Origin of the sequence: Halomonas sp. HL-93 (assembly GCF_900086985.1) — a bacterium.
Taxonomy (GTDB): Bacteria; Pseudomonadota; Gammaproteobacteria; order Pseudomonadales; family Halomonadaceae; genus Vreelandella.
This window is the reverse complement of the sequence record NZ_LT593974.1, coordinates 1,342,948-1,358,485: the sequence shown is the minus strand read 5'-3', so window position 1 is coordinate 1,358,485 and position 15,538 is coordinate 1,342,948. Positions and strand designations below refer to the sequence as shown.

The following is a 15,538-nucleotide window of genomic DNA, read 5'->3' as shown; positions in this document are numbered from 1 at the left end:
GTTATTTATCGTTATATTCATTAGCACGCATGCATTAGCAAACATACATTAAAGAACATGCATTAAAGAACATAGTACGGCGTTCTGGGCAGCACGTCATGGCCACCTAGGTCGAGGGTGTGTGATAGGTTGAACTAGAGAGTAACCTCCAGGCTCAGCAGCAAAAATGACAGCGTTTTGCCGTGCCCATCTAAATTAAGCGCGCCGTTGACACCGCCCTGCAGCACGTCATCAATGACAAAGTTCATGCCAGCCAAGCTAGGCAAGAGGTAACGTCGTACCCGACTGGCACCACGGTGGGCAAACAGAGCTAGTACTCGCTCCTCTGTCACTTGCTCCAGTAAGGCGGTATAGTGATCTGGGTCATAGGCAAACAGCGCCACATTAAGGCGTTCCCCCTTGTCCCCTGCTCGGGCGTGGGCAAGTTGGTGCAGAGTGACCGAGGATTGCGAGTGCCCCTTGGCTTGGGAGTATTCAGCTTGCAACATAGCGGTCGCTCCCAGTAGTACCTATTACATTTGTTTCAAATATGCTGGCATGGGCATGAATATCGCTACGCTTGACTAAATAGGAAGCGGTAAATACTCGGCGCTGAAACTGGCGCCGCACGCCACCACCGCCCGCAGGTCCGGCGCAGTAAAGCGCCAATAACTCTTGAGTCGCACGCGCCACCCAGCGCCGTTCGCCATGTTCAGCCGCTAGTCGCAACCGGTAATCACCGCTCGTGGAAGGCAATGCGCTACGTTGCAGTTCACCGCTGTCGCTATCAAATACGCTAGCGAGTCCAATAATATCCAGGCGAGTACGCAGTTCAGCAGGCGCACGAAACACCAACCGCTCCCGAAGCACCTGCGCGGCAAGCTGCGCTCGCGCTAGCGCGTTTGGACCTGCATAGGAAATCTCCGCCTCCCCCTGCCAGCCGCCTTCGTAGCACACCGTTGTCTTCAGCCGCTCAGGGGCTGGCTTGCCACGAATGCCCGTTACCGCAACACGGTTTTCCCCCAGTTGGCAAACCTCAACCTGGGAGAGATCCACCGTGACATCCGGTGTCAGATAATTAGCGGGGTCGTGAACCTCATAGAGAAGTTGTTCTTTCACCGTTCGATCAGTGACGCAGCCACCTGAACCACTAGGCTTAGTAATAATCAAGCTGCCATCCTGCTCTACTTCGATAATCGGATAGCCCACCGTGGCGAGCCCTTCCACGTCTTTAAAGCCTGGATCGGCAAAATAGCCGCCGCTCACCTGTGCGCCACACTCGGCTAAGTGGCCCGCCATCATGCCGCAGGCCAAGCGATCCCAATCGTCCCAACGCCAATCAAAGTGATGCATTAAGGGAGCTAAAAACAGCGCAGGATCAGCAACCCGCCCGGTAACCACCACATCCGCTTGCATGGCTAATGCATCGGCCAAGGCCTTTGCGCCTAGATAAACGTTAGCTGAAATCAAGGCGTCATCACCGGGTATATCAAGGCGCTCAGCTTCCCAGCGCTGTAAATCCAGCGCATGAAGCTGCTGACGAATATCGTCACCATGTACCTGAGCAATACGAATATCACCCCGGCCAAGCTGAATGGCCAAATCAGTAATCACCTGACAAGCGCCGCTAGGGTTCGCCGCGCCAAAGTTGCCTAGAATTTTAATCTTGTGATCCAGGCAGTCGCGTAGCACCGGCGCCAGCAGTTCATCTAGTAGCGGCTCAAAACCGCTTTCCGGATCGTCGCGCATGGCTCGATGAGCCGCCGCTAGCGTACGTTCACCCAAGGTTTCAAACACTAAGGCGGAGGGTTGCTGGCGCTTGATTAATTCGGCAACTACCGCGACGGCAGCATCGGTACGATCACCAGAAAAGCCTGCGCCGCTGCCTAATAAAAAACTCATAGGTGCGTCTCCTTGGCCTGAAGAATGTGACGGTCACTGGAGACAGGCGCAGGCTCATTATCCAGCAGTGCACGCCGACGAATGAAAAGACCCACGATTAACGCAAGCGCAGCGAACGTAGAAAGCCAGCCAGGTGTGAGCGCAAGGCCAATGACGGCTACCAGCGCTACGACATCAACCAACCGTTTACCCGTCATGGCCACCCGGGACATGAGGGCGGCAAACGCAATCACAAACACCACACCCTGACAACTGGCTAGCGCAATCTCCCAACCAGAGCCAAACCCTGCCAGCGCTGGGTAAATCAGCAGCAAGAAAGGAATCACATAGATAGCTGCTGCTAGGCGTACCGATTCAATAGCCGCTGGTAGCCAATTAGTGTCGGCAATACCTGAGGCCACAAAGACCGCAATGCAAACGGGAGGCGTAATCACCGAGAGCGTAGCGAAGTAGAATACGAATAGATGGGCAATCAGTGGCTCAACCCCAATCTCTGTGAGCGCAGGGGCTAATACGGACGCCACCAGCACATACGCTGCCGTGGTGGGAATCCCCATGCCTAAAATCAGACACACACCGCCGACGATCAGGGCTACCAGGAACAGCGACTCTCCTCCCACCGTCACAATAAGGCTCGCCAGCGTAACGCCGATACCGGTCATACCGATCATCGCGACCAGAATCTGCGCGCCAGCCAGCAGCACGCCGATAATCACCATGCCTTTGCCTGCATCCACCAAGCCTGCTACTAACTTGCCGACAATTTCGCGCAGCGGCATCTTGGCTATTAGCGCAAAAGGCACAAACGTCAGCACGGTCATTAAGATGCCGTAGAACGCTGACATCTGAATCGAACGGCCGCTGAGCACGCCGTAGAAAAGCCCACCCAGCGCGGCCAAAATGGGAATAATGCGCTCTGGGCGTATCACCTCAGACCAAGCAGGCAACTCATCATCAGGCACTACTTGGAGCTGGCGGCGCTTGGCGACCAGGTGAATAGTGGCGAAGACGCCAAGATAGAAAAGAATCGCTGGCAGTAAAGCCGCTAGCGCAATACGCAGATAACTTTCGCCTAGAATTTCCGCCATAATAAACGCCGCCGCGCCTAAAATCGGCGGCGCGATTTGACCGCCAGTAGAAGCCACGGCTTCCACCCCGGCCGCGAATGGCCGGGGATAGTTCAAACGCTTCATCATGGGTATCGTGAAGTTACCCGTGGTGGCCACATTGGCCACCGCGCTACCGCTCACCATCCCAAATAGACCAGAGGCTACGGTGGCTACTTTGGCAGCACCACCCGGCGAACGACCACTAATGCGCAGCGCCAGGTCCATAAAGGTCTTGCCTCCCCCGGTATGCAGCAGCAAACAACCGAACAGCACAAAAGCTGCAATCGTCGTCGCGGCGACACCCACTAGCATGCCCCATACGCCTAAATCGCCGAGGAAGATGGTCTCAGTCATGTAATAAGGGTCAAAGCCTCGGTGGCCCAGTGGACCGGGAATGACAGCGCCCAACCATGCGTAGGCCAGTCCCAACAAGACCAGTAGGGGAAAGATACCCCCTATGGCGCGCCGGGAAAGCTCTAAAATAGCCACCAGAAGTATGCCGGTAAGTAACATATCCCGGGGCGTGGCCCAGGGTAGCTCAACCAGAATTTGTTCGTAATTCAGCGTCACATAGCCACAGGCCAGCACAACACCAATGGCCAATACGATATCGATAGCAACGCCAAGCGGGCGCCAGCGTTTGCCTTCACCTAATGGGTAAACCGCAAGCCCCAGCAGGATAACCAGCGCGAGAAAGATACTCCGCTGAATCAAGCTTTCAAACGGTCCAGTGGCGGAGGTATAAAGAATTAGTCCACCTAACAAAAGCGCCAGGCCTTTGGTGACTGTCTCGCGCATGATCATTGCCTCCGGTTAGCCTTACTGTTCAGGCTGTAAGGAATCGGGGATGTCATGCCCCTGCTCTTCAAAATAGCGAGCAGCACCGGGGTGTAGCGGGACGGTGCCAACCTCTAGGGTCATCTCCGCCATATCCACATCACGCATTGCCGAGAAAGCATTGACTTGAGGCTCAGGGTTTTCCATCACCGCTTTAACGATTTGATAAGCCGTCTCTTCATCCATATCTGGGTCTGCATGCACAGCGACGCCAAAAGCCCATGTGGTATAGGCAGGAATATCCTCACCGGCACCCTCTGGCACGTCGACGATGGCTATATCAGGCATCTCGCTACGTAATGTTTGTGCTTCGTCCTCGTTAAGGGACAATACGCTGATGGGGGTAAAGGTGGCGATATCCATAGTAGAGCCGTCCAGTTTTTCACCCACACCTGATTTTACTGAACCTTTGACCCGATCATCCTTCATGGCGTCGACAATATCGGTTGTGGAACCCCGCACGTAATCCGGCTCAATACCTAGCGTGCGCATCACTGCTTCGGTAGTTTTCTCAGTAGCTGACCCCGTGATCCCGGGATTAAAACGGACGCCGTCTAAGTCAGCGAACGTTTCCACCTCTGCATCCTGACGCATCACGGCATTCTGTGGTGCCACGGTGTACACCCACAGCAGGCGATTATCGACCGGGCGGCCTTCAAAGTCCCCTTCGCCAGCGTAGGCCTGATACCCGGTATTGGTAGTCACCAACCCCATGTCGATCTGGTCACGACCTAAACGACGCAGGTTATCCACTGTAGCGCCGGTTTCTGCCACCGAAGAACTCACCCCATCCAATTGGTTATTGATGATCTGATTAACTGCAACAAAGTAACTGTAGTGGCTTGAAGAGCTAGAAGTAGAACCAATCAGCAGACGCTCATCGGCATGGACGGCGGAACCGGCTAGCAAAGCGGCGCTCGCCACCATCGTGGTAAGTAGCGTTTTCATCGTGTCTCCGAAGCTCGCTAAACGAGCTATTGTTTTTATAAAAAATGGGAATCGCTATGCATGTGCATGCGATAAAACAAGCATGGTCTGCTGATTTAATTTTGTATATTGAATAGTTTTTAATTTATGTTTTACTTTATAAATGAATCCAAGCATCCAGCAGCTTCGTGTTTTTATTGCCGTCGCCCACTCTCGCAGCCTTGCGGAAGCCAGCGAGCAAGTACATCTTTCCCAACCGGCAATTTCCATTGCGCTGCGCAAATTAGAAGAGAATGTAGGCGGGGCTCTATTTGCGCGAACCACCCGGCAACTCGCCTTAACCCCTGAAGGGGAAGCGTTTCTGCCAGTTGCGGTGAGGCTATTGAATGATTGGAACGAAGCCTTTGAGGATCTTAACGACCAGTTTTCAAAACAGCGCGGCAAGGTGACAGTGGCCGCTTTGCCCACCCTGGCAGCAGGATTATTCCCAAGGGTTATTAAGCGTTTTCATGAGTCTTATCCACGTATTAATCTTAGCCTGCACGATGTGTTAGCCGAGCAGATCAATCAGATGGTACGCGAAGGCCGTGTAGATTTAGGGCTTTCGGTACCACCAGGCGACACAGACGACCTCACATTTGAACCCGTTCTCGAAGATAACTATGTGGCCGTTTGCCCCTACGGACACCCGCTACTGGCGCAACCAGCCGTTGCCTGGAGCCAATTGGCGGCCTATCCGTTTATCGGCATTAACCGCCTTTCCAGCTCACGCCAGGATATTGACCGTATTATGCAAAGCATTGGGGCGCGGCTGGATATCTTATGTGATGCCCGCCAGATCGCCACGGTTGGCCGCATGGTGGCTGCGGGGTTAGGTATTAGCGTGCTGCCCTCACTCAGTTTTCGCCAAATTGCCACTGAAGGCATTGAGCACCGCCCGCTGGTCGAACCGACGATTCGCCGTGAGCTGGGAATCGTATTGAGCCGCCGCCACCCTCCTTCCGCCGCAACCAGCGCCCTACGTCAACTGATTCATGAACACGAATAAGGGATTTCGCCCGACTTGCTCTACACGCCGCGTGGGAATCTGGCAAACTAGGCATCGTTTATCACCCACTGACTGGAGATTGCCTTATGAGCGATAGCGCCCCCCCTTGGACGCAACCGATGCCCGACGCGCAGTTCAAACTGATGCGCGACATCTTGGCAGCCCCCAGCCCCGTGGGGTTGGAAGGCGCGATGACCTACGGCGTGCTGAAACCCTATTTTGAAAGCTTCGCCCCGAGCGACTGGCAGCTTCACCAGTTCCGCGGTAACGCGGGGGTTGTGCTCGATACGCATCCAGGCCGCGACGACATGTTCAAGGTCATGATCATCGGCCATGCGGATAAAATTCGCATGCAGGTGCGCTCTATCGGCGATGACGGCAAGATCTGGATCAATACCGACTCCTTCCTGCCGACCGTCCTGATCGGCCATGAAGTGAAGCTGTTCAGCGAAGATCCGGACGCCCCGGGCAGCTATCGCTGCATTGAAGGCGGCACCGTGGAAGCGCTGGGCGCCATTCACTTTTCCGATCCTGCCATGCGCGACGGTAGCAAAGGTATCAAGAAGGAACAGATCTATCTGGACCTGCAGATCCACGGCGAGAACAAGAAGCAGCAGGTATTGAACTTGGGTGTTCGGCCTGGCGATTCGATTATTTTTGATCGCCCTATCCGCCCTGGCTTCAGCCCCAACACCTTCTACGGCGCCTACCTGGATAACGGCCTGGGTTGTTTTGTGGCCGCTGAAGTCGCCAAGCTGATCGCCGAGGCCGGCGGTACCGAGCAGGTGCGCGTGCTATTTGCCATCGCCAGCTACGAAGAAATCGGCCGTTTTGGTAGCCGCGTGATGGCCGGCGAGCTAAAACCCGACGCGCTGATTGGCGTGGATGTGAACCATGACTATGTGGCCGCGCCGGGCATTGGCGAGAAGCGCATGCAGCCGCTGGAAATGGGCAAAGGCTTCACCATGGCCGTCGGCTCGATTGCCAGCGAACAGCTGAACCGTGTGATTGCCCAGGCAGCCAAGGCCAACGAGATTCCCATGCAGCGGGATATGGTGGGCGTCGATACGGGTACCGACGGTATGGCCGGGGTGCTCGCCTCAGTGGACAGCGCGGCTACTTCCATCGGCTTTCCGATCCGCAACATGCATACGATTTCGGAAACCGGCAACACCCAGGACGTGCTGGCCGCCATTCATGCGTTGACGCACACGCTCAAAGCGCTGGACAAACTGCCTGATCTTAAGCGCGAATTTCTGGATAATCATCCGCGTCTTGATCAAGCCCAGCCACTTGGCCACCAGGGCAGCGAGAAGCCTGACGGCGAGGCCGAGGCTACCGATAAGCCAGCCGCTTCTTAACGGGCACATAAAAAAACCCCGGCCGTCACTGGCCGGGGTTTCATCAGGTCTTCCTTGAACATTCTTCACGAACGTCCTGTTCGTGCCTCCATGAGTCCATCAAGCGTCCTGCTTGGTCTTCCCTGTTGCGCTTCCGTTGCGCTAGATGTCCACCATGCACTTTAAAACCAGCCGATTATCTAACCTAGGCTATGAAAGCCGAAAAAAAATGATATTTTTGCTCACCGATGTCATTGCAATAGCCTATGGTTAATATTCTGCCGCTTGCCACTGTCAGGTTGAGTGAGAAGCGGTTCACGGCTAGACCGATCATACCCACGGGGAGGAGGTCAGCGTGCAGCACATCACCATCAGCTACAAAGTCCGCGGGGTCGACATCATTTGCCGCCACTGCGGCAATTTTGAGTCGCCCACGTCAGCGTTTTTAAGTCACTTTCGACTTGAAGGCACCGGCAAGCATAGCGCTGTCGTGCGCTGTTTACATTGCCAAATCAGTGAATCTCTACCGCGAAGTGCATTTGATACGCTAACGCACGCACGCGCCAGCTGACATGGCGCTTGATAAACAAAGCCCCAACTAGGCGATTGCACCAACCCTGAGGCGCCCACCCTGCCGCCTCAGGGTTTTTGCGTTAAAACACTACCTTAGCATCTTGATCATGCTCAGCAGCCTCAGCTCGCTGGAGCATAGCCAACGATGATGACGCCAGCGGCGGCAACCCCTCACTCAATTGTGTGCCTGCCAGGCGGCCGCGTGCAGACTGCGTGTTTTCCTCATTCGCGCCCTCTAATCGGAAAGCAGCAATCACGTTAGCCAGCTCCAAGGCCTGACGAGTAAGCTGTTGCGCCGCACCGGAAACCGACTGCACCCGCGTGGCATTCTGCTGGGTTACGTGATCCATCTCGGCCACGGCCGAATTGATTTGGGCAATACCGCTACTTTGCTCATCCGAAGCGGTGTTGATCTCGGCCATAATATCACTGACTTTCATTACTTGTGTCACCACACGCTCAATCGCCTGTTCTGCGTCTTTAACCGCTGAGGTTCCACCGCTAATTTCTTGAGAAGAGGCCTCAATTAAACGCCGGATTTCGCCCGCGGCATCTGCGCTTCGCCCGGCCAGACTGCGCACCTCATTGGCGACCACGGCAAAGCCGCGCCCCTGTTCGCCCGCGCGAGCCGCCTCTACCGACGCGTTAAGCGCTAATATATTGGTTTGAAACGCAATACCATCGATCACGCCAATAATATCGGTCATTTTCTCGGCACTGCTGGCGATCCGCTCCATACGCGAAACCAGTGCCTCCATGCGCTCACCGGTCTCCCGGCTAGTGGCAGCATTCTGCGTGGCAAGTTGGTTCGCTTGACGGGCGTTTTCAGTGTTTTGCTGAACCGTCGCGGTCAGTTCATCCATACTGGATGCGGTCTGCTGAAGCGACGATGCCTGCTGTTCAGTTCGCGTGGCCAACGCCTCATTTTCCTGATAAATCTGCTGGGAAGCGGGGGTAACAACCTCGACTTTGGCGCCGACATCGGTAATCAAACCCGAAAGGCTTGCGCGCATGGTTTCAAGCGACCCCAAAAGCTCGCCGAGTTCGTCTTTACGCTTAAGCGTTACGCGATTGGCCAAATTGCCAGCAGCAATTTGAAAGGTTACACGCCGAGCCTCGTTCAACGATTTAATCAGCGAGCGCAGCACCGCTGTGCTTAAGGTAACCAAAATCACAATACCCAGCAGCAATACGCCAAGTTGCGTATACAGCAACGTATTCTGCTGACGTTCAGCGCTTGCCATTAGCGCCTGGGCAGCCTCTCGCTCTTGCGCCACGAGTTGATTGACAGTACTACTGATGCGTTCAGAGGTAGGCTGTACGTTATCGTTAAAGGCCTCAAATGCGGCAAACCCGTTAGCATCGCGAATTGCCGAGAAGGTCGTGTCGATCGCATCCATAAATTGCGTAAGATAAGTAACTAACGCTTGTTCGACTTCGTTTTCCTCCGCGCTGGCGTCAACACGCTGTAACACGTCTTCAATGTCACGCCGATTATCGGCTAGCTGTGTTTCCAGCGTATCTAAGTCCGACCGTCTAGGATTGCTCACGGCAGGCTCCAACGCTTGAATCGCCTGGCTAACGCGTTGCTCAACGCGCTGTAAATCCGCGATGCCCTCAAGGCCGGTCTGGTTGAGCGTACGTAACCGATCTGCAGAGCTGGTCACCCCATACACCCCGGCGATACCACCTATCACCAGTAACACAACCGCCGCTAACACCATCCCGATAAGCTTAGCTTGCATACTACGGAAACTAAAACGCTGCCCCCATCCGATAACTCCCGAGCGTTTTATTGCACCATCATGCAGCGTAAAGCCTCGCATACGACCTGTTTGCATTCGCGCATAAACTTTCTCAGCCTTGGCAATGGCGGCGTCGGTCGCCTTTCGACGAATTGAGGTGTACCCCACTACTCTCTCACCGTCTAGCAAGGGGGCAATAGTGGTATGTACCCAGTAACCTCGTCCGTTTTGGCAGCGGTTTTTGATCACTCCCTGCCACGTACGTCCGCGCTCCAGCGTTGTCCATAAATTTTTGAACACTTCGCTAGGCATATCCGGGTGGCGAAACAGTCGGTGCGGCGCGCCAATCATGTCGTTAAGCGAATACCCACTAACATCAATAAGCGCTTGGTTGGCATAGGTAATATTTCCCTCCAAGTCCGATCGGGAAATCAGCACTTCGTCATCCGACAGCTCAAGCGGCTGGGATGCTATGGAATAGGCATCTTGCATGGAGAACCCCTAATTTTTCCTAATTTTTTTATATATCAAGGCTTACGCCGTTAATGCTTGAGGCGTTCCCTGCCTAAGCCATTTCAATTAGAGAAAATGCATAAAATGTGCCAATCGTAAAAACAGGACAAGATGAGCGGTCACATCATTAAGGTTTATCCAATCAGGCCGATAACCCTAAGCGGCTGGTTCTATCAATTCAAAAACACACAATCGACACTACCGGAAAGCCTTATGACACGTTTGACAACGACACAAAAACTGTGGGGTACGTTAGCCATCATCTTGGTCGCCATGCTGTTACTGGTGGGCTGGCTCTCGTGGGAAAATCGGCAAACCATTGAGAATGAACGGCGGGATAGCCTGCAATACGTTATTGAAAGTGTGCATAGCCAAATTGAGGCATTGCAGGCAAAAGTAGAAGCAGGCGAGTTAAGCCTCGAAGAAGCGCAGGAGCGCGCCATTGACAACATGGCCAGCGTTCGCTTTGGTGACGGCGAATATATCTTTGCATTCGATAACGATCTGAAAATCGTCTCTCACCCAAGCCGCGATTCCGGCACAGACATGAGCGACTACCAGGATTCCAGTGGCCTACTGCTGTATGCCGAACTACTCGAAATGGCGCAGTCAGGAGGCGGTCACGTAGGATACTATTCCACCCGTTTAGGCGGTGACGAGCAGGTACCCAAGCTAAGCTACGTTGGCCACTTGCCCGAATGGGAATGGTCGCTGGCTTCTGGTGTGTATGTCGATGACATTAATACGGCTTTTGTATCGAGCCTGATCCGCTCAGGTGTCATCTTGTTGATCATCGGAGTCCCCGTCACCTTATTAATGGGCTGGGTGATTCGTGATGTATCACGCCGCTTGGGAGGCGACCCGCGCTATGCCGCAAGCGTGGTACGTCATATCGCCGATGGCGACTTAACGCGCACGACAAACCTTTCCGCCCGCGACCAGCAAAGCCTGCTGTTTGATATTGACCGCATGCGCGAGACGTTATCAGCAACCATTGGTAGCATTCACCACAGTGCGGATAACGTGAATACCTCGGTCGAACAGATCGTCGGAGTTAACGAAGAGTTATCCACACGTACCGAGCAGCAAGCTGCTTCGCTCGCCGAGACCGCCTCCAGCATGGAACAGCTAACGGCTACGGTAAAACAAAACGCTGAGCACGCTGATCATGCAAGCCAGTTGGCAAGCAAAACCACCGACAGTGCGCAAAAGGGTAGCGAGGCGATGACATCGGTGATTGATACCATGTCGACGATTAACGACAGCGCGACACAGATGAGCAGTATCGTCGCCACAATCGATTCGATTGCATTTCAAACCAATATATTGGCACTTAACGCCTCGGTAGAGGCCGCACGCGCAGGCGAACAGGGGCGTGGCTTTGCCGTTGTCGCCAGCGAAGTCCGCCAATTGGCTAGCCGCTCGGCGGCGGCAGCACAGGAAATTAAAACGCTAATTGATAACTCCGACGCCCAGGTCGTGCAAGGAAGTCGCCAAGTACGCGACACCGGCAGCGTGATTAGCGGTATCGTCGACAACATTAAGCAGCTTAATACGTTAGTGAAAGAAATCTCAGCGGCTACCAAGGAACAAAGCTATGGCATTGAGCAGGTCAACCAAGCTGTCACTCAGATGGATCAAATGACTCAGCAAAATGCCGGGCTGGTACAACAAAGTACCGGGGCAACACAACGTTTAGCAGACCTCAGCTTTGAATTACGCCAGCGGGTTGCACATTTCCAAATTGCCGGATCTCAAGCCTCTTCAACCCAGGCCCTGCCTTCCTCTCATCAGGGTTAATCACTAACCTTCAGTCTGGCTGGGCGCATCACCCATGATACGCCCAGCTAGCCCTCCCCTATCCGAATCAAAGCAACTTAAACATCGCCCTGATTATCCAGCTCCACGGCTTCGTGCATGCGCATGAGCAGGTCAGGGACGGCTGCCTGTACGCGGTTCCAACTGGGAATAAAGGGCCGTTCGCGGGGGTTATCCAGAAACAAATTACCTGCTTCCAACAGATTGCTAGCGAATAACTCAACGGCCTGCTCTTCGCTGTGACGATCAAGACTCAAACCGTTCATGGTGGCATCGTGATCGTAGGCCTCGATCAAGTCCAACGCCAGCCGGTAATAGGTTGCCTTAAGTGTGCGGAAATCTTCACTGCTGAACGTAATCCCCTGGGTGGCCAGTTTGCGATATAGCGCTTTGGCGATATCCAAGCTCATCCGATTCAGTCCGGCATCGGGGTTCTCTTCGCTGACCGGCTGGTGCTTATGGTCGTAGGCATCGGCAATGTCGACTTGGCAAAGCTGGCGCGGTGAGTAGTTTCGCTGAAGTTCAGAGAGAACGCCAATCTCAAGCCCCCAATCCGCTGGAATACGAATCCCCTCTAAAACGTCGCTGCGCATAGCAAATTCGCCCGAAAGCGGATAGCGGAAGCTATCCAAATAGTCGAGGTAAGGTAAGGGACCACATACGGTTTTAAGCGCTCGTAATAATGGCGTTACCATCAGGCGCGAGACGCGTCCGTTGAGCTTTCCTTCGGCAATGCGCGGGTAATAGCCCTTACAGAAGCTGTAGTTAAAGCGCGGGTGGGCAACCGGGTACATCAAGCGCGCCAACAGGCCTCGGTCATAAGTCAAAATATCGCAGTCGTGCAGCCCAACAACCGATGAACGACCAGAGGCCAGTATATAGCCTGCGCAATACCATACATTGCGGCCTTTCCCTGGTTCGAGCGAACCTAACCCGTGCTGTTCCAGCTCTGCATCCAACGCGCGTAAGCGAGGCCCATCGTTCCATAAAATACGTGTGTGCTGAGGCAAGCGTGAGAAGAACTCCCGCGCATATAAAAACTGCTCACGGTCGGCCCGATCCAGGCCAATCACGATCTCACCGAGATAAGGCACCTTAACCAGCTCATCGACAATGGCCGAAAGCGCCGGGCCTTCAAGCTCTGAAAATAACGAGGGCAGAATCAACCCCATCGGGCGGCGCCGGGCAAACTGACATAACTCCTTTTCCAACGCCTCAACCGGGCGACGCGTCAGGTTATGAAAATCGGTAATCACACCGTTTTGATGAAAATCACTCATGCGTTTGCCTCCTTTGCATCACGCGGATTGGCAGGGCTAAGCGCATCGCCCCACCAGTGGGACACCCCTTCAACCCAGCCCTCGGGGCCAGTGGCCTGCGTCCGGTAAAGATGAGGATTGCTTGGCTCTACCACCAAGTCATGACGACCTCGGATCACCACCGCCTGATCAACGGCGTTTAACATTGATACGTCGTTGGGGCCATCACCCAAACCAAGCGAAAGAGGGTCACGCCCACGTAGCGCTCGAAAGCGTCCAATTAGCCATGTGACCGCGCTACCCTTATCGGATGCGCTACCCATGACGTGGCAAAAGCGTCCGCCTTGGGTAAGTTGCAGGCCGTCGCCCTCCAGCGCGCAGCGGAATGTCTCAAGCGCTGTGTCGTCGTCGTGCCAAAGTAGCGGCTCGCTTCCCTCACGCTGGCGGGCTAATTTCGCCTGTGTTGCATCAAGGCCGGTCAGTCCAATTAGGTCGTCAAGGGTTAACTCACTCATGGGGGTAAAGCGCACCCCAAGTCGCTTACGCCAGACGCGCAGTCGGGCGCGAATAAAGCCTATATCAACGCTGGGCTGTTTAATCACCATCCCGTCACGTCCGTTTCCTGGTCGGTCCAGACGAGCATGGCACCAGCCAGGAGGAAGACCGATTACGGCGCCATTCTCGGCAATAAAGGGTGTTGCGGTTAGCCCCAGGGCCTCACGCAAGGGAAGTAACTCAGCACGAGTCTTACTGGTAACGGGGATGACGGGCACTTTCGCTTGTTTTAACTGGGCAAGCCATGCCTTTGCAGGGGTGGCGTCGTAGCTGTGGTGGTCAAGCAGGGAGCCATCTAGGTCGGTCACCACAAGGCGAGGTGGGCCTATATCATGCGCTCTATTATCGGGGGGCGCTGAAGCGCTGGCGTGTTCAAGCATGGCACAGCCTCTCTACTGCTAAGCGGTGGTCGCTCGTTATCGCACTAAATAAAGAAGGCGATAACAGCGTATCTCTTGCTTAGCACGATACGTGCCAATGCTGGTAACGCATTGATATCAATATAAGGAGTCGCAGCGCTGGCGGATGCTGCTAGGGAGTTGACGTAACGCCAAACTCTCCATGCACTTTTATAGTGCAATATCACGATACAAACTCATCAGAACTGCACCTTTAAGGCACCAACATGGTTTTACAATCAATTACAAAAAAACCAAGACAACCCTTGGCAGAGCCTTATAAATAGCTATACTGGAGTTGTACTCACTGGCAACCATGTACACCCCCCCCTTTGCCAGTGAGCTGCAGTGAGCCAAGCCCTTTATGCCCGCCTCCCCCGGCGGGCTTTTTTATGCGCTGGCGATGACAGGGAAAGTAAATTGAAAAATCAGCATTTATTCCACGTGTATTACCACTTCGACTCGGCGGTTACGCCCTCGTCCTTCGGAGGTGTCGTTATCTGCCAACGGTTGAGTAGCCGCCAGTCCAACGGCACGCAGGCGCTCTGTTGCCACCCCTGAAGCTTCCAACGCTTCCACAATGGCAATGGCCCGGGCGCTGGATAACGCCCAGTTGGACGAATATTCGGGTGTGTCAATGGTTTGACTATCGGTATGCCCTTCAACCCACACTTCCCCATCGTAACGCTGAATAGTATCGAGCAATGTGCCGATCAAGTCGCTACCGTCATCGGTTAACCCCGCATCTGCGGAAGGAAACAGCAGTTGGTCTTGCACCCGCAGACTAATACCCTCTTCAACTCGGGATACTTCCACCCCTTCTAAGTCGGGTAAATATGTTGAACGGTCAAGTTGTTCGTTGAGTGATAAGGCGCCATCAACGGCATCGTTGCTGATTTCTTCGACATTACTAGGCGGCTTATCCGTCAGCACCACCATGTAATTGACCAGAGGAAACGGCAACGGTGGTTGCTCAACAGGGGCCAGGGGCATCGGCAAACGCGGTTCAGGCAACGCTGCTAACGGTTCTAATATATCGTCAGGCATAGCGAGCAACGGGGGGACACCTCTCGTTGTGCGCGGTGGGCGTCCGGCCACCCCTTGAGCGGCCGTTATCGTACTGGCCAGCAATGGCCCCCCCAGCCAAGTCGCTTGGTTAAGTCGCTCATCCCGCGCATTCGCCAACGGTTCGGGCAATGGGACTTCAAGCGGCGGCGCAGGCGACTGAAAAACGGGGTCAGGAGGTGTTTCAGACGCAAACCAAGCCGGACTCGTGGCATCAGCCGCCGCGATAATGATTACAAACAGCGCTACCAGAAGCGTCATGATATCGATGTAGCTCACCATCCACACACTACCGCTGTCGTCTTCGCGGTACGGGGACATAAGCGAATCGTGGCGAGGTCCGCTGCGGTGATCTTCAAGCATCCGTGTGATTACTCATTCAAGTTTTTAACCCCGTGGCCGATCTAATGCAATATGTCACGCTAACCCTACGGTTATCGGTTTTAATGCGTGCCTGAAAGCACAAACCC

At 54.4% G+C, this 15,538-nt stretch carries 11 protein-coding genes; 3 read left to right on the top strand and 8 right to left on the bottom strand.

Features of this window, described 5'->3' with window-relative positions; genetic code table 11:
- Positions 1 to 134 precede the first annotated feature (134 nt).
- Genes GA0071314_RS06120 through GA0071314_RS06105 form a run of 4 tightly spaced genes read right to left on the bottom strand, consistent with a single transcriptional unit; the run spans position 135 to position 4,775 of the window.
- Positions 135 to 488: an AtuA-related protein gene (locus tag GA0071314_RS06120; RefSeq protein WP_074395826.1), complete on the bottom strand. Its 354-nt coding sequence runs from the start codon at positions 486 to 488 to the stop codon at positions 135 to 137.
- Positions 475 to 1,881, bottom strand: coding sequence for an acyclic terpene utilization AtuA family protein (locus tag GA0071314_RS06115; protein ID WP_074395825.1), 1,407 nt, complete (start codon positions 1,879 to 1,881; stop codon positions 475 to 477). The genes GA0071314_RS06120 and GA0071314_RS06115 overlap by 14 nt, the downstream gene beginning before the upstream one ends.
- The gene (locus GA0071314_RS06110) at positions 1,878 to 3,788 is read right to left on the bottom strand and encodes a TRAP transporter permease (RefSeq protein WP_231896521.1); all 1,911 of its coding nucleotides are present in this window, start codon (positions 3,786 to 3,788) and stop codon (positions 1,878 to 1,880) included. Before GA0071314_RS06110 ends, GA0071314_RS06115 begins: the two co-directional genes overlap by 4 nt.
- A gap of 21 nt (positions 3,789 to 3,809) precedes the next feature.
- Positions 3,810 to 4,775 carry a TAXI family TRAP transporter solute-binding subunit gene (locus tag GA0071314_RS06105; protein ID WP_074395823.1) on the bottom strand — a complete coding sequence of 322 codons (966 nt, stop codon included), beginning with the start codon at positions 4,773 to 4,775 and terminating at the stop codon, positions 3,810 to 3,812.
- Positions 4,776 to 4,917: 142 nt separating this feature from the next.
- On the opposite strand from GA0071314_RS06105, the gene GA0071314_RS06100 reads away from it, so the two are divergent.
- The gene (locus tag GA0071314_RS06100; RefSeq protein WP_074395822.1) at positions 4,918 to 5,802 is read left to right on the top strand and encodes a LysR family transcriptional regulator; all 885 of its coding nucleotides are present in this window, start codon (positions 4,918 to 4,920) and stop codon (positions 5,800 to 5,802) included.
- A gap of 86 nt (positions 5,803 to 5,888) precedes the next feature.
- Positions 5,889 to 7,163 carry a M20/M25/M40 family metallo-hydrolase gene (locus GA0071314_RS06095; protein WP_074395821.1) on the top strand — a complete coding sequence of 425 codons (1,275 nt, stop codon included), beginning with the start codon at positions 5,889 to 5,891 and terminating at the stop codon, positions 7,161 to 7,163.
- 632 nt (positions 7,164 to 7,795) lie between these two features.
- Here the strand turns inward: GA0071314_RS06095 and GA0071314_RS06085 are convergent.
- Entirely contained in the window at positions 7,796 to 9,952 is a 2,157-nt protein-coding gene (locus GA0071314_RS06085) for a methyl-accepting chemotaxis protein (protein WP_074395819.1), read from the bottom strand.
- A 234-nt stretch (positions 9,953 to 10,186) separates the two neighbouring features.
- Here GA0071314_RS06085 and GA0071314_RS06080 point away from each other — a divergent pair, with 234 nt between their 5' ends.
- The gene (locus tag GA0071314_RS06080; protein ID WP_074395818.1) at positions 10,187 to 11,773 is read left to right on the top strand and encodes a methyl-accepting chemotaxis protein; all 1,587 of its coding nucleotides are present in this window, start codon (positions 10,187 to 10,189) and stop codon (positions 11,771 to 11,773) included.
- 77 nt (positions 11,774 to 11,850) lie between these two features.
- Here GA0071314_RS06080 and GA0071314_RS06075 read toward each other — a convergent pair whose 3' ends face one another.
- The 3 genes from GA0071314_RS06075 to GA0071314_RS06065 all read right to left on the bottom strand — a co-directional run bounded on the left by GA0071314_RS06075 (position 11,851) and on the right by GA0071314_RS06065 (position 15,389).
- On the bottom strand, positions 11,851 to 13,071 hold the full coding sequence (locus GA0071314_RS06075; protein WP_074395817.1) for a glycosyl transferase: 1,221 nt from the start codon (positions 13,069 to 13,071) through the stop codon (positions 11,851 to 11,853).
- Positions 13,068 to 13,985: an HAD-IIB family hydrolase gene (locus tag GA0071314_RS06070; protein ID WP_074395816.1), complete on the bottom strand. Its 918-nt coding sequence runs from the start codon at positions 13,983 to 13,985 to the stop codon at positions 13,068 to 13,070. Before GA0071314_RS06070 ends, GA0071314_RS06075 begins: the two co-directional genes overlap by 4 nt.
- 453 nt (positions 13,986 to 14,438) lie before the next feature.
- Positions 14,439 to 15,389: an OmpA family protein gene (locus GA0071314_RS06065; RefSeq protein ID WP_331710476.1), complete on the bottom strand. Its 951-nt coding sequence runs from the start codon at positions 15,387 to 15,389 to the stop codon at positions 14,439 to 14,441.
- Positions 15,390 to 15,538: the final 149 nt, after the last annotated feature.

Bases quoted from the DNA above. Each gene is read 5' to 3' on its own strand.
- GA0071314_RS06120 (WP_074395826.1), bottom strand. From the start codon at position 488: ATGTTGCAAGCTGAATACTCCCAAGCCAAGGGGCACTCGCAATCCTCG.
- GA0071314_RS06115 (WP_074395825.1), bottom strand. From the start codon at position 1,881: ATGAGTTTTTTATTAGGCAGCGGCGCAGGCTTTTCTGGTGATCGTACC.
- GA0071314_RS06110 (WP_231896521.1), bottom strand. From the start codon at position 3,788: ATGCGCGAGACAGTCACCAAAGGCCTGGCGCTTTTGTTAGGTGGACTA.
- GA0071314_RS06105 (WP_074395823.1), bottom strand. From the start codon at position 4,775: ATGAAAACGCTACTTACCACGATGGTGGCGAGCGCCGCTTTGCTAGCC.
- GA0071314_RS06100 (WP_074395822.1), top strand. From the start codon at position 4,918: ATGAATCCAAGCATCCAGCAGCTTCGTGTTTTTATTGCCGTCGCCCAC.
- GA0071314_RS06095 (WP_074395821.1), top strand. From the start codon at position 5,889: ATGAGCGATAGCGCCCCCCCTTGGACGCAACCGATGCCCGACGCGCAG.
- GA0071314_RS06085 (WP_074395819.1), bottom strand. From the start codon at position 9,952: ATGCAAGATGCCTATTCCATAGCATCCCAGCCGCTTGAGCTGTCGGAT.
- GA0071314_RS06080 (WP_074395818.1), top strand. From the start codon at position 10,187: ATGACACGTTTGACAACGACACAAAAACTGTGGGGTACGTTAGCCATC.
- GA0071314_RS06075 (WP_074395817.1), bottom strand. From the start codon at position 13,071: ATGAGTGATTTTCATCAAAACGGTGTGATTACCGATTTTCATAACCTG.
- GA0071314_RS06070 (WP_074395816.1), bottom strand. From the start codon at position 13,985: ATGCTTGAACACGCCAGCGCTTCAGCGCCCCCCGATAATAGAGCGCAT.
- GA0071314_RS06065 (WP_331710476.1), bottom strand. From the start codon at position 15,389: ATGTCCCCGTACCGCGAAGACGACAGCGGTAGTGTGTGGATGGTGAGC.